General features: G+C 45.2%; 13 protein-coding genes. 2 read left to right on the forward strand and 11 right to left on the reverse strand.

Annotated features, from left to right (window positions below):
• Nucleotides 1–5: 5 nt before the first annotated feature.
• Complete coding sequence (locus tag ABH897_RS14670) at nt 6–1,799, reverse strand: sensor histidine kinase (protein WP_404592284.1); 1,794 nt, start codon at nt 1,797–1,799, stop codon at nt 6–8.
• 166 nt (nt 1,800–1,965) lie between these two features.
• Between ABH897_RS14670 and ABH897_RS14675 the strand changes: the two genes are divergently transcribed.
• Nucleotides 1,966–2,952 (forward strand): LacI family DNA-binding transcriptional regulator, encoded by a 987-nt coding sequence (locus ABH897_RS14675; RefSeq protein ID WP_404592286.1) that lies wholly within the window; start codon nt 1,966–1,968, stop codon nt 2,950–2,952.
• Nucleotides 2,953–3,038: 86 nt separating this feature from the next.
• Entirely contained in the window at nt 3,039–5,318 is a 2,280-nt protein-coding gene (locus ABH897_RS14680; RefSeq protein WP_404592288.1) for an alpha-galactosidase, read from the forward strand.
• A gap of 161 nt (nt 5,319–5,479) precedes the next feature.
• Here the strand turns inward: ABH897_RS14680 and ABH897_RS14685 are convergent, their stop codons facing one another.
• The 10 genes from ABH897_RS14685 to treR all read right to left on the reverse strand — a co-directional run bounded on the left by ABH897_RS14685 (nt 5,480) and on the right by treR (nt 18,197).
• The gene (locus tag ABH897_RS14685; RefSeq protein ID WP_404592290.1) at nt 5,480–5,758 is read right to left on the reverse strand and encodes a hypothetical protein; all 279 of its coding nucleotides are present in this window, start codon (nt 5,756–5,758) and stop codon (nt 5,480–5,482) included.
• 227 nt (nt 5,759–5,985) lie between these two features.
• Nucleotides 5,986–9,096, reverse strand: a complete 3,111-nt coding sequence (locus ABH897_RS14690) for an efflux RND transporter permease subunit (protein ID WP_404592292.1) — start codon at nt 9,094–9,096, stop codon at nt 5,986–5,988.
• Entirely contained in the window at nt 9,093–10,517 is a 1,425-nt protein-coding gene (locus ABH897_RS14695) for an efflux RND transporter periplasmic adaptor subunit (protein ID WP_283655931.1), read from the reverse strand. The genes ABH897_RS14690 and ABH897_RS14695 overlap by 4 nt, the downstream gene beginning before the upstream one ends.
• Nucleotides 10,518–10,682: 165 nt before the next feature.
• Nucleotides 10,683–11,333: a response regulator gene (locus tag ABH897_RS14700; RefSeq protein ID WP_283655930.1), complete on the reverse strand. Its 651-nt coding sequence runs from the start codon at nt 11,331–11,333 to the stop codon at nt 10,683–10,685.
• The gene (locus tag ABH897_RS14705; RefSeq protein ID WP_404592294.1) at nt 11,330–12,559 is read right to left on the reverse strand and encodes a sensor histidine kinase; all 1,230 of its coding nucleotides are present in this window, start codon (nt 12,557–12,559) and stop codon (nt 11,330–11,332) included. Before ABH897_RS14705 ends, ABH897_RS14700 begins: the two co-directional genes overlap by 4 nt.
• A 471-nt stretch (nt 12,560–13,030) precedes the next feature.
• Nucleotides 13,031–13,906 (reverse strand): N-carbamoylputrescine amidase, encoded by an 876-nt coding sequence (gene aguB / locus ABH897_RS14710; protein ID WP_283655928.1) that lies wholly within the window; start codon nt 13,904–13,906, stop codon nt 13,031–13,033.
• 28 nt (nt 13,907–13,934) lie between these two features.
• Nucleotides 13,935–14,966, reverse strand: a complete 1,032-nt coding sequence (locus ABH897_RS14715; protein ID WP_404519020.1) for an agmatine deiminase family protein — start codon at nt 14,964–14,966, stop codon at nt 13,935–13,937.
• 168 nt (nt 14,967–15,134) lie between these two features.
• On the reverse strand, nt 15,135–15,686 hold the full coding sequence (gene yfcE / locus ABH897_RS14720; RefSeq protein ID WP_044645980.1) for a phosphodiesterase: 552 nt from the start codon (nt 15,684–15,686) through the stop codon (nt 15,135–15,137).
• Nucleotides 15,687–15,889: 203 nt separating this feature from the next.
• Nucleotides 15,890–17,308 (reverse strand): glycoside hydrolase family 1 protein, encoded by a 1,419-nt coding sequence (locus tag ABH897_RS14725; protein WP_404519022.1) that lies wholly within the window; start codon nt 17,306–17,308, stop codon nt 15,890–15,892.
• Between the two features lie 130 nt (nt 17,309–17,438).
• Complete coding sequence (gene treR, locus ABH897_RS14730) at nt 17,439–18,197, reverse strand: trehalose operon repressor (protein ID WP_404519023.1); 759 nt, start codon at nt 18,195–18,197, stop codon at nt 17,439–17,441.
• Nucleotides 18,198–18,238: the final 41 nt, after the last annotated feature.

Raw genomic sequence — 18,238 nt, forward strand, 5'->3', positions numbered from 1 at the left:
TGTGCTCACTCCCCTTTTGGCAGCGTCGGCAGCGAAAGGTCAACAATGGTTCCTTCTCCGGGAACACTCTGCACCGATATCCCATACTCCTCACCGAAGTACAGACTCAGTCGCTGCTGAACGCTGTAGGTGCCAATTGACCGTATTCCTTCTTCCGGTAAATGTCTGGACATAATGGTCTGAACCTGGATTTCGTCCATCCCCACACCGTTATCCTCCACTCGAACGACCACTTTATCGCCCTGTTTAAAGGCATAAATGCGGATAAAACCTTTGGTTTCTTTCTTCTTAAGACCATGGTAAATCGAATTCTCGACAAGCGGCTGGAGCGAGAGCTTCGGAATCGGTGTACCCGCAAGTTCTGGTGGAATATCCACCTCATAGCGAAACACATCGGGATAACGGATTTGCAGAATCGTCAGGTAATCATCAGTAATCTGAGCTTCCTTCTCTAGAATAATGAGCTCCCGTCCCTTATTCAGCACCATACGATAAAAATCTGCCAGCGCCTTTGTAGTATCTCTAGCCTCATCATTACGGTCCAACTCATTGAGCGCGTAAATGGTATCCAAAGTGTTGTACAGAAAATGCGGTTTAATTTGGGCGCTCATCAGTGCAAGCTCATATTCACGCTTACGGTTCTGTTCCTGCCTCACCTCATCCAGTAGCTCCCGGACCCGTCTTACCATAAAGTTAAACGCTTCAGCAATGGTACCGATTTCATCCTCAGTGCGGACTGTCGCAACCGGTTGCAAATCACCGGTTACTACTTTTCGCATTGCCTTAGTCAGTTGTTCGAGAGGACTAACAACCATTCTGGACAGAAAGCTGGCGCCCAGCCAGGAAAAAACAAGGCATAATACGCCGATTAAAAGCGACAGCCTAACATTTTGCCGGACATCAGCCGTAAGCAGGCTGAGAGATACAATATTGACCAGCTTCCAATCCATCCGGTCATAATCAATGACCGTTACCAGATTGCCCTCATCCTCAAAAGAGCACGTTTCTTGGGACATATCAGGCGCGCAACGTTGAATGGCCTCAGCCAGATGTGGATTCACCGGATTCATCAGCCTCTCATTGTCTTTTGCCACGACCACGCGAGTTCCGTTATTCAAAAAATAATAGGATTTGGGCACATCCGGATCACTGGAACGAAAAAAAGCGGACAGACCTTCTTCCTTCACTAGCAGAAAAAGCGTTCCATACGGTTCGCCGGTGTCTATATTAATGACCGTCTTCCCCAGCGTCAAAACCGGGAGGTTCGGATCTGGTGTTAGGAAATCTCTCCTCTCCATATCAAACCAGAGTGCCTGTCCATAACTTTTGGATTCCCTTACCTGCTTAATCATGCTATAAACTTTGCTCTCATCCCCACTCTCGGTGTAAGAGGCGAAAATTGTCCCTTTATTATCAATGAATACAGCGGCATCCACCTCGCGAAAGATTGACAAGTCAATGGATAGGCGGCTCTGCATCAGGTTTCCAAACTGAATATGCTCCATGGCTGTATCAGGTTTGGCACCGTATGAATCATACATCCGGTTAATATTCGTGACCATAATATTGGCCGCCGTTTCCACACTGCTGAATATGTAATCGGTCCGAGATAGGATAAGCTGAGACTCGTCCACCACGTTGCTGGTGGTTCGGTCTATCAAAGAACGACTAAAGAGTTGGTTAGATAACAGTCCAAGAATGAGGAGAGAAACAATGATTAGCGGAAGAAATACCGTAATAACCTTGCTTTTGAATCGAAGCCGACCAAACCATTTTCGAGCTAGTGACAGAATATTCAATTTGAAACCCCTCCGTCATCAAGAGAATATTCATCATGTTAACACAACTAATCTGCACAGTAGTAGATTAAAAGTAAATTCAACAGCCATCTTGAAAGCATAAAGGGGATGTGTTAGGATGAAGTTGATTTTTAGTAAAATTATTAACTAAAAAGGTGTGAGCTCTTTGGCAACAATAAAAGACATTGCCCAAGAAGCGGGAGTGTCTGCCGCAACAGTTTCAAGGGTTTTAAATAACGATCAGTCTCTGGCTGTGAGCCCAGACACCAGAAACAGAATTTTTTCGGTTGCCGAACAGCTTGGGTATAAGCCTTCCCGGCTGAGACAATTAAAGCAGAACACGGAACGTGCTGGAAAGACGGTCTCCCTCCTGTTGTGGTGTTCCATTGAAGAGGAACGGGACGATCCGTATTACGCCTCGATCCGTCGTGGAATCGAGCTGCGCTGTGAAGAGCTTGGCCTGACGTTGGGACAGACCCTGCGGGGCCGCTCTTCCATCTCCACCTTGCAGAAGACAGACGGTCTGATTGTTGTGGGCGGCGTCGATCCTGAAGAGGTGATCAAGCTGCATCCCGACAAGAACTCCATTGTCCTTGTGGACCAGTACCATGAACAGCTGGAGTACGATTCTGTACGCCTCCACTTCCGTCAAGCTGTTGATCAGGCACTCGGACATCTAATCGAGCTTGGCCACCAACAAATCGGGTTTATCGGCGGCAAAAGCGACGGAGAGCGACGTGCGCATTATTTTGAACGGTTCATGCGGGAACAGGAATTGTACAATCCTCAATTCGTCCGTGTAGGCGCATGGAGTACCGCGGATGGATATCTGATGATGAACAATCTCCTTACCGAACAGGAAAGACCGACGGCTTGCTTCGTTGCAAGCGACCCGCTGGCCATCGGAGCCCTTCGCGCCCTGCATGGACATGGAATCCGGGTGCCCGAGGATATGGCTGTCGTCGGCTTCGACGACATTGAGATGGCGGCCTTCGTACAGCCTCCGCTCACCACCGTACGTGCCTACCCCGAAGAGATGGGAAAGGCTGCCGTTCAACTGCTCTCTGAACGGTTTGAGGGACGTGAACCACCTTCGCACAGCGTGATCGGGACTAAGCTTGTCATACGGGAGAGCTCGTGCAGAAACGGCTAAAATCAGCAAGTGAAATTCTCAATGTTTTTGATAAAATCCTTACATGAAAACAAATTGATATGATGAACCCTCAAGGAGTGAATACCATGAACATTCATGTAGACGAGACGCTTGGTTTGTTCCATCTGCAGTCCAAGGATTGCAGTTATATTATCCAGCTTGTAGAAGGATATCCCGCACATGTTTATTGGGGAGCACGACTTCATCATGACAAAAGTCTGGCAAGTATACTGGAGCTTAGGGAGCGGTGCTCCTTTTCTCCCAATCCTGTTCCTTCCAATCGTACGATTTCCCTGGATACGCTTCCCCAGGAATATCCCCAGTATGGAACAAGCGACTTTCGTCAGCCTGCTTACCAGGCTGCACTTGCGGACGGAACCCGGATTACGGAGCTAAAATATAGTGGTTACCGTATTGTAGCGGGTAAACCACAGCTCGAAGGACTTCCTGCCGTCTATACCGAATCGGATGATGAAGCGGCAACCCTCTTTCTAATCCTTGAGGACAAATACTCGGGTCTTAAGACTACACTGCTCTATACCGTATTTGCGAATCACAGCGCTATTGCCCGGTCTACACTTTTTGAGCATAAGGGAAGCGCTGTCATGAATATTGAGCATGCAATGAGCGCCTCTGTCGATTTCGCCGATTCCAACTACCAGGCTCTCTATCTGTCCGGAGCGTGGGTGCGGGAAAGACATATCCAGCGCCGCGACCTCGGACCCGGGGCCATTCGGTTGGAAAGCCGTCGGGGCTCCAGCAGTCACCAGATGAATCCCTTTCTGGCATTGCTTCGTCCTGATGCAACTGAAGATCACGGAGATGTGTACGGCTTCAGTCTGGTCTACAGCAGCAACTTCGTCGCACAGGCAGAAGTAGAGCAATTCAACCAGACCCGTGTAAGTATCGGAATCAATCCCTTTGACTTCTCCTGGCGACTTGAACCGGGTCAGTCATTCCAGACCCCTGAAGCCGTTCTGGTCTTTTCCGAAGAAGGTCTTGGAGGCATGTCGCGCACCTATCATCGTCTCTACCGCACACGTCTGTGCCGGGGCGTTTACCGTGACAAAGAGCGACCTATTCTTGTAAACAATTGGGAAGCCACTTATTTCAACTTCGACGCCGATAAAATCGAAGCGATTGCTAAGGAAGCGGGTCCCCTTGGTATTGAGCTCTTTGTTCTGGATGACGGTTGGTTTGGCAAACGTGACAACGACGATAATTCACTTGGAGACTGGTTTGAGGATCACCGCAAGCTGCCTGGCGGTCTTGCCGACCTAGCCAAAAGGGTTAATGAACAAGGATTACAGTTTGGCTTGTGGGTAGAGCCGGAAATGGTATCTCCTGATAGTGAATTGTACCGCAACCATCCTGACTGGTGCCTGCATGCTGAGGGTCGGCGGCGGACGGAAGGCCGATCCCAATTGGTGCTCGATCTCTCCCGCAAGGAAGTATGCGACTATTTGTACGATACGCTCAGCTCCGTTTTTTCGATCGCTCCAATTACTTATGTCAAGTGGGACATGAACCGTAATATGACGGAGATTGCTTCGGCTACAGCTTCTAGCGAACGGCAAAAGGAAACCGCACACCGTTATATGCTCGGACTTTACGATCTGCTGGAACGCCTGACCTCCCGGTTTCCGGACATCTTGTTCGAAAGCTGCTCCGGAGGAGGCGGACGATTTGATCCCGGAATGCTCTACTATATGCCGCAAACATGGACCAGCGACGATACCGATGCAATTGAAAGATTGGCTATCCAGTACGGAACAAGCATCGTGTATCCAGCCAGCACCATGGGAGCACACGTATCGAGCGTACCGAACCACCAGGTGGGACGAATGACCTCCCTCGCCATACGTGGTGACGTGGCAATGAGTGGCAACTTTGGCTACGAGCTTGACCTTACTGCATTTACAAAGGAAGAAAAAGAGCTCGCTGCCAAACAAATCGCCCAGTATAAGGAGATTCGCTCCCTTGTACAGCAGGGGAATATGTATCGGCTTCTTAGCCCGTTTGAAGGCCGAGGCGATACGGCTTGGATGTTCGTTAGCGAGGACCAGTCGGAAGCGTTTGTTGCTTATTTCCGCGTACTGGCTGAGCCCAATGGTCCAATCCTGCGATTAACTTTAAAAGGACTTAACCCAGAGAAAAAGTATAAGATCGAAACCGGCGCAGCAGGCAATACTACTGACCATACGGGTAATACCTTGGGGGAAGACGCTGGTTCCCCCTTCCACGAAGCGTTCGGCGGCGAAATCTTTGGAGGTGACCGCTTAATGAAAATTGGGCTTGTTGTCTCGGATCTGTCAGGAGATTTTGTCAGCTCCACCTTCCGCCTTAAGGCTGTCCCCCGCGGATAAACGATGCAGCCAGTGACGATAATAGGACGATAAAAAAATTAAAACAAGGCAGTCCGATTCTCTGGTCTGCCTTGTTTCATCATTAATCCGATAATTTAGGTATATTCATTCACTTTCGTTTGCTTCAAACCCTGTCTGCCACAGTGCGTGAAACCATCTCATCACTTGCCAACTTCTCGATGTATTTCTGAACGACCGTTGGCTCTTTCACTTCGGGGGATTCTGTATGCGCACACAGGTGGTATTATTTCCGTCAGTCTGTTCACTGTGCTTTGTTGCAGCATGTCACTGATCCTATTCCTGCGAAGCGGAGTTTTACCAAACTCCTTCCGTTCACCCGGTTCCTGATTAAACACCTGCAAGCCAATATAACGTAAGGCGATCAGAAATACAGTTTTAAATTTTACAAAACCGGGCTGGAATAACAGCTCGACTTTCATTTTAACCGTATAAGAATTGGCAAACCCTAATCGAGTACCCTACTTCGCCGCATTTAATTAATGTTAATTTGTATTATTGTCCTCCGACAAATGTACAGTTGTTATACTGTTTTGATCAGCAAACTGTTGCTGATATTCCGGGAGTTTTCAATGCCGAAGCAAACAGCCTAATGTACGATCGGGTAGATGCTCAAGCAAAGCTATGACCTATCTGTCTTTTGTATCAGTTACAAAGACAATGAGCTATCGTTATTTGTATGCATTTCCTTCTTCTGCTTCCGTTTCAGCTTCAGATTAGCTACGACCATATAAAGAGTAGGCACTACAAACAAAGTTAAGATGGTTGAAAAAATCAGTCCGAATATAATGGTCGTTGCCAACGGTTTGAACAAGATCTCCCCTATTGTGGCAATGGGGATCATACCGACAATCGCAGTTAACGAAGTAAGCAAGATCGGACGGAAACGGGCAGAGCATGCCATTAGAATCGCGTCTGTTAAATTAGCTCCTTCACGCCGCGCATCTTCAATAAACTCTATCAATACGATACCGTTACGCACGACGATACCAGCAAGTGAAATGATACCCATAATACTCATAAATCCAATCGGCATACCTGAAATAAAGCTTCCAAGGATTCCCCCTGCCGCTGCCAGATAAACAGTGGTCATAATAATTAGCGGTGTGGAAACCGAGTAAAACTGCATTGTGATCAAAAGGAGAATAAGAAAAATAACAATAACAGCTAATTTGCCCAAATCCTTAAACATATCGGACTGCGCGGATGTTTCCCCCCCCATCTCCCAGGTGTAGCCTGGTTCAAACTGTGTATTTGTAAGTTTGCTACGGATGTCCTGAGTGAGTTCTGTAGCCGTACGCCCATTTGCATTGGCTGAGATCGTTACAGTCCGTTCCAAATCATAGCGGTGGATTTGCTGGATGGAAAAGTCCGGTTTCATCGTGGCTAACTGGGATAAGGGGATTTGCTCCCTTGCTGAATTGTTCACACTTAATTGTTGGAATAATACCTCAGGATCATTGTTTGGTTTGTTCATATATACATTTACATCAAGTAATTCCTTACCCGTATCAAAATCCGTTACATTCACCCCGTCACCCATTAATAGCAAAGTACGCGTTAAATCGGAATAGCTAACCCGATATTTATCCAAGGCTTGCTGATTGATTTGGAAATTCAGATTATAGCTTTGCATACCCATATTATCGGTCACATCTACAGCTCCGGGGGTCCCCGCAACGATTTCTTTTACTTTAGTTGTCATATTTTGCAGTTTTCCGATGTCTTCTCCTTTAATACGGATAGACACCGCACTGCCGACCGGAATACCTAATTGAGGAACGCGAATGCTTATCAATGCAGATGGATATTTAGCTTGTAGCGTATGGGTCCAATTATCCACTGTTTTTTTGAGATCAAATAGCCCCTCTTTTCCAACGACAGCAAGTTGACCGTTTACCGCTCCCCCAGAGCCGTGACCACCTGCAACATCACTGTACAGCTGAGGCGCTCCTCCACCTGCCGTTGCCGCCAGCCGCTCTGTTTCCGGCTGTTTTTTGACCCAGTTCCCAATCTCCTTTACAACCTGATTGGTTGCCTGCAACGACGTTCCTTCTGGCATCGTTACGCTGATCGTGGCATCCGCTTGATCGGAATCCGGAAATAATTCAATGGGAACAATAGCAAGTAGTCCATAAGCTGCTGTACCAATCATAAGACCAATAAGCGCTGTTAAAAGTGGACGTCGCAGTATTCTTGGCATCCAGTTTTTAGAGTACACATTGGAGAGTGACTGTATTTGATTACCAAGAAGCCCAGGTGGCTTGGTCGTTTTGCTACGTTCTTTACCCTTACGGCGGCTATCATACCATTGACGGAAAATAGGAATGATCGTTAGCGACATAATCATGGAAGCCAGCATCGTTAACGAAATAACGGTAGGTATCGGTTTAATAAAGTCTCCAATAGTGCCCGGCAGGAATAAAAGCGGGGCAAATGCCGCAACCGTAGCTAACGTAGCTGTAATGATCGATAAGGATACCTCTTTCGTTCCTTTAATTGCCGCCTCCGTAGCATCTTCCCCAAATTCAGAGCGTCGGCGTTCAATGTTGTCATTTACCACGACGGCATCATCAACCAATATCCCTAGCACGATGATTAATCCGATGACTGAAATTTGATTCAGTGTGGTTCCTGTTGTGGGCAAGAAAATAAAACCGATGGCGATGGAAACAGGAATTGCCAAGGCCACAAATGCAGAAGTCAGCAAATTCAAACCTAATGTACATATAACAATGACCGATATAATAGCGATGAGCATCTCTTTGGTGAGATTACCAAACATTTCACTTACTCGATCATTTTGCGCAAAAAGCAGCTCAAAATGTACATTCTTCGGCAAACTGCTCGCAAGTTCATTAATTTTGGCTGCTGCCGCTTTAGATACCGTTGGCACGTCTGTGCCTGTATCTCCACTCACACTGATCGAAATAGCAGGCTTGTTATTCATATACGTATAACTAGCCGCTTTTTTAAATACAAGTGAGGCTGTACCTACATCTTTCAGAGATATCGGGAATCCATCGTCATTGCTTGAAATCTGGACGTTATTTAGAATAGATGGATCAGTTGAGGTATTTACCGTCAGTTGATAAGTACGCTCATTGAAATCCATACTTCCTGTAGGAACTCTGTCATTCTCATTTTTGATCGCTTGAACAACCTGCTCCCAGGAGATGTTATATTGTTGCATCTTTTGTGTGTCTAAACTGATTCGTACTTCTTGATCCGGTATTCCTTGAATATTAACCTGCGAAACACCCGAAACCGCTTTTAATTGATCCTTCCATTTGTTCATCAATTCATTCAACGAGTATAAATTCTCAACTTTATCAGAAGTAATCGCATATGAACCGATGAAAGAGCTTGTCATGCTATCATTGATAATGGGCTGCATCGCATCATCTGGAAGCTCAGACTGTGCATCCTGTACCTTTGTACGAAGATCAGCCCACACCTTTGTCGGGTCCGCATCTTCAAAAGCTTCTATCATTATACTGGATTGGCCTTTAGATGAAGTGGAAGAAATCGTTTTGACACCTTGTACTGCTTTAATTTTCTGTTCCATTACCTTAGTAATGGTTTGCTCGATTCTTTCAGGAGAGGCGCCCGGATAGACGGTTGTAACACTGGCTGACAAGGGAATAACATCAGGCTGCTCCTGTTTAGGTAGCGATGTAAAATTGTAGAGTCCTAGCAGAATACACATACCAAAGAAAATAAGTGTAATTTTCTGCTTTTTAACGATGTATTTAATCATTTAGACGATTCCTCCGATTTCCCAAGTACATCATTCCCAAGTAAATCGCCATTAAATAAAGTTCCTGCTCCTTGGGTAACAATTTGATCGCCTGCTTGTAGTCCAGAGACAACTTCGAACTGATTATTAGTCACTTTTCCAACTTTAATCGCTGTTTTAACGGCCTTGCCATTTACAGCTTTAAAGACATAAGGATCATCTCCGGTGCTAATTACAGCCTCTACTGGCACTAACAATGCTTCAGATTGATTCATCCTTTTAGATGCGCTGATGACTTGACCAGGCTTCCAATTTAGCTCAGGATTAGGAATGCTGACCTCCACATTGATGCTTCCCGTTTTGGAATTAGTCGATGGATAGATCTGGGTAACGGTCCCTGTTCTAATTTCATTATAGAGAGATATATTTACTTTTTGATCTTTCTTCCACGATAAGATTTCACTGTCCGGTACAGGCAGGAGCACTTTTAAAGTACTAATATTTCCGACAATAAACGCTTCACTCCCGCTGGAGCCCAGTTGACCATCAGATACCTTTTTCTCAATCACAACACCAGATATGGGGGATGTTAAAGTAGCTTTCTTAAGAGCTAAAGCCGTTTGTTCATAAGCAGCTACCGCATCCTCGTAGGAAGCCTGTGCCTGAGCTTTACTGGCTAGACCTTGTTGCTGAGTAGCCATAGCCGATTCCAGCCCTGCCCTGGCCTGATCGACGCCAGCCGAAGCTTGTGTACGCTGTTCCTGGGAAGCCCCTGCAAGCAAAAGGGACAATTTCTCTTGCGCATCACTTAAACTTTTTTGTGCGTTTGTTACTTCCAGCTGCGCATTTTCATTTTCCGTTAAGGATACTGCACCTGCCTGGAATAGACTTTGGGTCCGGGCGGCATCTGCCTTTTTCTTGTTGTACATATTGGTTGCCGCAGTAACCGCATTTTGAGACTGTGCAATTTCCTGTTTTTTGGCTCCATTGTTCAATTCCTGCAATTTGGATTGGGCTGAATTAATCTGGGATTGTGCATTATGAATGCTTGCCTGTGCCGATTGAACAGAAGCGTCCGCTTGGCTGACACCGGCTTTGGCCTTTTCCAAAGTTGCCTTGGCCTGTGCAAGCTGGAGCTGATAAGTGGTTGTGTCCAATTTCGCGAGGACTGCCCCTTTCTGTACCTGATCTCCCACTTCAACCGTCGTATTTAAAATACGTCCATTCGCTTCAAGGGAAACTGCGGTTTGATTGCTGGCCTGCAATGTTCCCGCCAGATTAAATTCATTAGTTAAAGGCTTCATCGCTACTTTTTGAATGTGTACCGGTTGACCGGATTTTACAGCGGTATCCTCCGAAGCACTTGAGCAACCGGAAACCACCATAGCGAAAGTTATTCCCGTGACTAGCATTTTGATTCGTGTCCTATTCAACAATTTCATCCTCCTCGACTTCCTCTAAGCAGTTTCAGCAATCCATAATATTAAACTGCATTTATTCTCTTTTAAGAGTACAACGGTTTATAAACAAAAAAATCGTACATAAGGGCAAGCACCTCATGTACGATAGGGCAAATTCAAAATGAATATATGTTTTTATTACCAATTTTAAAGATGCAGAATGCCTCGTTCCAGAGACACGGCTACCGCTTCAGATCGGGAATCTACACCGAGTTTATTGTAAATGTTTGTTAAATGCGCTTTCACGGTCCGCTCCGAAATCCCCATGTCGAACGCAATTTCTTTGCTCCTAAGCCCCCGTGCAACGGACTGTAATATAATCCTTTCTTTCTCGGTCAAGATAGAAGTATCTTCATGCTGCTCGCTCTTGACCTCTCTCTCACTTGTTTTAGCAAAAACTCTTGCTGTAATTTCCGGCTGAAGAAGTGTCTCTCCCCTTAATGCTGATTCAATAGTCCGAAATAGATTCTCACGGCTGGTATCCTTTAATAAATATCCTTTCGCTCCCAAGGACAGTCCCTGAATCATTAAATCATCCTCGTTATAGGTAGTCAGGATAATAACCGGTGTTTCATTTTGTCGCTCTTTTAAAGCTTTCATCGTTTCCAAGCCGCTCATTTGGGGCATATATAGATCCATTAGTATGACATCCGGCTGAAGTTCCTCAATCAGGGTAAGAGCTGTTGCCCCTTCTTCCGCTTCACCAACAACTTCGTAGCTGTCATTTGTCTCTAGTACAAGCTTTAGCCCTTCTCTAACCACCCAATGATCATCAACAATTAATATTTTAAATTTCATGATACGTCTCCTTTAGTAAGGGGGGCCTCTACTTTAATAGACGTCCCTTCTCTCACTGTGCTGTTGATACTTATTGTTCCGCCCAGCAGACGCGCACGCTCATGAATGCCTATTAGTCCATAGTGTCCTGCTTGTCTGGCAATGATATCTGGGTTAAATCCTTTCCCATCATCACTGACCTCTATAGAAATTATACCTTGACTATCCAAAATATTGATCCATACGTTCTTGGCATGCGAATGCTTGGCTATGTTCGTTAGACATTCACTTATGATGTGCAGCGCATGTTCAATCAACAGCCTGGATACCGAGGATTTGATCTTGATGTCCAGCGCTGTTCGGATTCCGGTAGCCATCGTAAAGCGCTGCGTTTCTTCCCGGACTGCATCAGCAAAGTCGACTTCCGAGGCCGATTTTGAACGCAGGTTGTCTATAGCCCGGCGTGAGTCAGCCAACGCTTTGCGTGCCTGGGACATGGACTGCTGAACGATCTCATGTGCTCTCTGTGAGCTGCCTTTTGTCAGATGGGCATCTATGGCTTCCAACTGCATAATAAGCCCAGCAAGACCTTGAGCCAGTGTATCATGCAAATCCCGTGCCATACGTTGCCGTTCATTGGCTAGCGTAAGCTCTTCCACTTTTTGATGTGCAAGCTCCAGCTCAGCAAGAAAGTTTTGGGTACGAATCCGAGCATTAACCTGCCTGTAGAAAAGATTAGCGTAGGCAGCTACGATAATGGTTAGCAGAATGAGCATTGAAATAAATAACACGGAGCTATCGCTATCGTAGCTCCATATAAAGTAAGAACAAAAAAGAAGATAGAAACTAAAAAACACCAATACAACTTTTTTCGCTTGATAATAAACACCTAGGCTTTGACCGAGTAATACCGGGATTAATCCAACCAGCACAATTGAAAAGCTTTTAGGCAGAAGAAAAGCGCTTGAAAAGATGAAGGCTCCTTGAATAATAAAATAAAACCATGAACAGTAGTGTAGAACTTTACGAACATGCCAGTACAAAAGTACATGCACAATCAGGGCCAGGGAGAACAAAAAACTCTGAAACGGCAGTAGTGTATATTTATTCTGAAAAATAAGCCCTTCACTATGAATCAAAATGACCCATATTATAATAGGAACTCTGGATGTACTAATTCGATCACTTTCTCCATCGTTTATTTTTAAGTCTACATTTTGTCCTTGTTCCTTGGATTCGTTGCCCATAATCCACCTCTTTATTCCTTTGGTCCAACTAAAATAACTGAAATGAAAAGTCATACAACTAACTTATATGCTTACAAAAAAACATTATATTTATATTTTATCACTTTGTAGCTTAGTTAAAAGTAAGTCAGACTTTCTCAAGCTATTTTACAAAATAATGGAGTTAACCCTTCATATCATAAAAAGAAAATTCGCATCATTAACATCCTGCTAATTTACTTTGATTTCTCATATTTATCTTAAATCGAATACCAAATAAAAAAATCGTACTTAAGGGTATAAATCTCATGTACGATAGGGCAAATTATTTTTTTGTAACTTTGCAAAGTGCTCGGAGAATCTTTATTTTATCTTTAGTCATATTCGTTCAAGCATTCAAAAAATCCCCTTCCCGAAAAGCCGGGCGAATCCGAATGTGGGGAACGCCTAGGCTTATCAGCAAGGGGAACTTTGTCTATATTCGTATAAAGGCTATACTTTTAAATCACCATCATAGGTAGCAATCATTTTATATAGTTCCGGGCGGCGGTCACGGAAAATGCCCCATTCAATCCGCCCCACTTCCAGCTCATCCAGATCAAATTCGGCAGTAAGCACTTCCTGATCCGTACGACCAGCTTCTGCAATTTTGTTACCCTGTGGCCCAGCAATAAAGGATGAACCGTAGAATGTGATACTGGAGTCCTCATCTGTCTCCATTCCAATGCGATTAGAAGCAACAACTGGCATCAGATTGGAAGCAGCATGACCGAGCATGCAAGTCTGCCAGTGATCCTTGGAGTCAATGGAAGAATCCTGCGGTTCCGAACCAATCGCTGTCGGATAGAACAAAATTTCTGCACCCATCAGCGCCATACAACGGGCAGCTTCAGGATACCACTGATCCCAACATACGCCTATTCCAATTTTGGCATATCGTGTATTCCACACTTTAAAACCGGTATCGCCCGGATTAAAATAAAACTTTTCCTCATACCCGGGACCGTCCGGGATGTGGCTCTTGCGGTATTTACCCAGCACTTCACCGTCCGCATCAATCACAGCAAGGCTGTTGTAGCGGGCGTAGTTTTTTTTCTCATAAAAGCTGATTGGCAGCACAACCTGCAATTCCTTGGCAATCTTCTTAAAATGGTTAACCGCCTTGTTATGCTCCAGTTCGGTTGCATATGCAAAATAATCGGACTTTTCCTTCTGGCAGAAGTACGGAGTCTCGAACAATTCCTGAAGTAAAATAATCTGCGCGCCTTGCGCAGCCGCTTCACGTACCAGCTTCTCAGCTTTGCTTATATTTTCATCAATGTTGGTAGAGCAGCTCATTTGGGTTGCTGCCACTTTTACTTTTCTCACGTCAGTCCTCCTCTTGGATTTATATAGATCAATTATTTACAGCGGGCATCTGCTGGGTAGTGCAGTGTACGTTACCGCCTTCACGGATGACCGCCATGCCGTCCACGGTACGAATGGTACGTTCAGGAAATACATTTGCCAGCACCTGCTCGGCTGCGCGGTCGCTTTCAGTAGCAGTGCCGCCAAACACGGGCAAAATAATGCCGCCGTTCACAAAATAGAAGTTGATATAGCTCAGCGTCAACCGACTGTCGTCAAAATCCACGCGCGGAGGTTGCCCGATTTGGATCACTTCCAGCTTGCGGCCTTTTGCATCCGTTGCCTGCTCCAGAATGCGCAGATTTTCCTGCGTGATTTGGTAATTTTCATCCATAGGATCATCGCATACTTGCATAATGACCTTGCCAGGAGCAGCAAAGCAAGCAATATTGTCCACATGCCCATCCGTTTCGTCGCCACTAAGTCCACGTTTCAGCCAGATAATCTTCTCAACGCCTGTATATTCGCACACATACCGTTCGATTTCTTCCCTGCTTAATTCCGGGTTGCGGTTCGGATTAAGCAAACACTCTTCTGTTGTAATTAATGTGCCTTCGCCGTCTACGTGCAGCGAGCCGCCTTCCATCACAAGCGGTGCATCAAGCCTCGGTAATCCAAGCTTGTCCAAAATTTGCGGCGCTACCTGATCATCCAGGTCCCACGGAGCGTATTTGCCGCCCCAGGCATTAAACTTCCAGTTCACACCTGCCAACTGTCCATGCTCATTCGTTAGAAAAGTAGGACCGTTGTCGCGCAGCCACGCATCACTATGCTCTATTGGAAGCAGCTCCACCCGTTCCCCGAGCTCAAGTGCCTGGACGCTCTCCAGATCATCTGGATTTACGACCACGGTAACTGGTTCAAACTCAGCCATGGCACGTACAATTCCAGCGTAGCCCATGCATACATCTGCATGCATATCCGGGTAAACCATGGAAGACTGTACAGGCCAGGAAATATACGTACGTTCATGCGGCGCCCATTCAGGCGGCATTTTATACTGTGAATCCTTAATTTGCATGTGTTGAAGCTCTCTTTCTTCATCATAATGTTGAGTCTTTTCTGTAGCTGGAAAACGTTGTCTACATAAACAAGACGGACGGACTCCGTTCCTATCATACAATAATATGATCTTTGTCTCAATCAGATCGAAAAAGTTTTGAATGAATCCCATTCAAGCTAAAATGGATTACATTGAAAATGTGATCGTTTTAATCGTGTCGCCATCAAAATCCTTAACCGTGAATTGCACTCCCTCCAATAGCCCATAGGATGGAGGATAGTTTTCCTTCGGCAACGCTATCGAACCGGGGTTCAGCACAAAGACGCCCTTTTCCACATCCGCTACCGGAATATGGGTATGTCCCTGGATGAACACATCCCCCTTTTCCAGTGGTGGTAAGTTCCCAATGCTGAAGCCATGTCCGTGCGTGACATAGATGCGCCGACCTTCATGGTACAATAAAGCATAATCGCCCATCATCGGGAACTCCAGCAGCATCTGATCCACTTCTGCATCGCAGTTACCGCGTACAGCCACTGCAATATGAGACTTGTACTGATTCAGCACAGCGGCCACTTCCGCCGGATTGTACCCTTCCGGTAGCCGATTACGCGGTCCATGGTACATATAGTCTCCAAGCAGGACAAGACGGTCTGCTTTTTCCTCCCTGAACTTTTCCAGTGCCAGCTGCAACCAGTGCAGCGAGCCGTGAATATCCGATACAAACATAAGCTTCATAATGGTTCATTCCTTTCTGGATATGCTTCTCACCGTATCATAGCCTTTCTGACAATCGCTCGTCAGTAATAAAATTATCAGCTAAGTGCCTGATCGTGATGCAAACAAAACTAAGCGACCGCTTCCCTGTACAATAGCAGGAAGCGGTCGCTGTATAAAATCCTTTTTCGTTGAATTGCTGCCTTGATCAAGCAAGCAGCATCTTATTTCCGTCGCAAGCTTGCACCATTGGTCGAAATAATATCTTTGTACCAATGGAACGATTTCTTCCGATATCTTTCAAGTGTGCCGCTTCCATCATCATGACGATCTACATAAATGTATCCATAACGTTTTTTAAGCTGAGCTGTCGATGCACTAACAACGTCGATGCAACCCCAAGACGTATAGCCCATAATTTCTACTCCGTCGTCAATAGCTTCGCCAACTTGAACCAGATGATCATTCAGATAGTTGATCCGATAGTCATCTTCAACGGTTTTTTCGCCTTTTTCATTGGTGATAAGCTCGTCAACGGCGCCCAAACCATTTTCAACTATGAATAGTGGTTTTTGGAAGCGGTCATAGAATGTGTTCAGTACATAACGCAAGCCTTGCGGATCAATTTGCCAGCCCCACTCGCTTGCCTCAAGATGCGGATTGCTGACACCACCGAGGATGTTGCCTTCACCTTTCGCTTTCTTGGCTTCGTCAGCCGTTTCACAAGTGCTCATGTAATAGCTGAACGAGATAAAATCAACGGTATGCTTCAAATCTTCGGCATCTCCTGGTTCAAAATGAATAGAGATTCCGTTTTCTCTAAAGAAACGTTTCATGTAACCTGGGTATTGACCTCTGGCATGAATATCTGCAAAGGCCATATTTCTGTGATCAAACTCCATCGCAGCGATCACATCGTCTGGATTAGGTGTCAGCGGATAAGTAGGCATACTCAGCACCATACATCCGATTTTGAAATCAGGATTGATCTGGTGACCGATTTTTACCGCTCTTGCACTCGCAACAAGCTCATGGTGAATGGCTTGATAAAGATCTTGCTTAGTAAGCTGATCTTTTGGTGTGCTAATCCCGCCACTCATGAATGGAGCTTCAAGAATGGAGTTGATTTCATTAAATGTCAACCAGTATTTTACTTTATTTTTGTAACGGTTAAATACCGTTGTAGCATAGCGCTCATAAAAATCAACAAGCTTGCGGTTTACCCAACCATCGTATTCTCTGGACAAATGTAGCGGTGTTTCATAATGAGATAATGTAACGAGCGGTTCAATTCCATATTTATGAAGTTCATCAAACAAATTATCATAAAATTGCAGTCCTTTTTCGTTAGGCTCCAGCTCGTCCCCTTTAGGAAAAATACGCGACCATGCGATAGAGGTCCGGAACACCTTGAAACCCATTTCTGCAAAAAGTTTAATATCTTCTTTATAATGGTGATAAAAATCAATACCAATCAACTTCATATTATCTTCTGTTGGCACATCCGTAATGGGTCCCCAACCACCACGAGGGGTTACATCCTGAATAGACCAGCCTTTTCCATCTTCTTGATAAGCGCCTTCCAGCTGATTAGCAGCAACTGCGCCGCCCCACAGGAAATCTTTTGGAAATTGTATACTCATTGTTCTCTCCGCCTTTACTTATGTTTTTTCATTAACCAGGGGAGGACCTTGTCCCCTTATGCTAATGTGTTATAAAGTGTTTCTATCTTAGATTCTAAGTTTTGTAACGCGTTTCATGTCAAGTGTTTTTTTAAACAGGGTTTCTGGATAGATCCGACTTTTTCTCTTCCCCGTGAGCACGTCTGGCAAAGTTGACAAATTGGAATTTGTCCAGCCGATGCCTTGACTCGGTGTACTGGAACAAGGTGGTATCTTCCAGATAGACATAATTACGCACTACTACCACGTGAATATAGTCGTTGAGATCCATCAACTTATGATCCTCTTCACTTGCATCTTCTACGGATACTACTTTTTTAGCATAACTGATTTGAAGATGAAGCTCATTCTCCAGATATTCATAAATGGATCCGCTACTAATCTCCTTGGTAAGCACAGGCACAATGTCTGATCGAAAATAATCTTTATCCAGAATAACGGATTCGTCTTCAATCTCACGCGCGCGAATCACTTCCCAGACAAGATGCCTATGCTTGTCGAGCTCAAGATGACCGGCTATCTCGTCTGAAGCCGGAATCAGGCGATTCTCATGCACAATCGTACGTGATTTACGCCCGATTCGTTCGGACATCTCTTTGAAGCTGACCAATCCGCCAACTGGAAAATCCATACGCCCGATATCCAGTACAAAGGAGCCTTTAGCTTTTATTTTATGGATATACCCATTTTGCGCAAGCAAGTGAAGTGCCTTACGTACGGTCTCACGGGAAGTATTATATTCCCTGGCCAGCTCATTTTCAGAGGGCATCTTCGTGCCTGAGGCTAATTCACCTGCCCGGATTTGTTCCAAATAATCCTGATAAATTTGCAGAAAAATATTCGTTGTCAATTATCATCACCACGTTTATTGTAGCATTCTTTCACTTCAAT

It is taken from the genome of Paenibacillus sp. RC73, from assembly GCF_044908085.1.
Classification (GTDB): domain Bacteria; phylum Bacillota; class Bacilli; order Paenibacillales; family Paenibacillaceae; genus Paenibacillus; species Paenibacillus terrae_A.

Bases quoted from the DNA above. Each gene is read 5' to 3' on its own strand.
- ABH897_RS14680 (WP_404592288.1), top strand. From the start codon at position 3,039: ATGAACATTCATGTAGACGAGACGCTTGGTTTGTTCCATCTGCAGTCC.
- ABH897_RS14685 (WP_404592290.1), bottom strand. From the start codon at position 5,758: ATGAAAGTCGAGCTGTTATTCCAGCCCGGTTTTGTAAAATTTAAAACT.
- ABH897_RS14690 (WP_404592292.1), bottom strand. From the start codon at position 9,096: ATGATTAAATACATCGTTAAAAAGCAGAAAATTACACTTATTTTCTTT.
- ABH897_RS14695 (WP_283655931.1), bottom strand. From the start codon at position 10,517: ATGAAATTGTTGAATAGGACACGAATCAAAATGCTAGTCACGGGAATA.
- ABH897_RS14700 (WP_283655930.1), bottom strand. From the start codon at position 11,333: ATGAAATTTAAAATATTAATTGTTGATGATCATTGGGTGGTTAGAGAA.
- ABH897_RS14705 (WP_404592294.1), bottom strand. From the start codon at position 12,559: ATGGGCAACGAATCCAAGGAACAAGGACAAAATGTAGACTTAAAAATA.
- ABH897_RS14715 (WP_404519020.1), bottom strand. From the start codon at position 14,966: ATGCAAATTAAGGATTCACAGTATAAAATGCCGCCTGAATGGGCGCCG.
- yfcE (WP_044645980.1), bottom strand. From the start codon at position 15,686: ATGAAGCTTATGTTTGTATCGGATATTCACGGCTCGCTGCACTGGTTG.
- ABH897_RS14725 (WP_404519022.1), bottom strand. From the start codon at position 17,308: ATGAGTATACAATTTCCAAAAGATTTCCTGTGGGGCGGCGCAGTTGCT.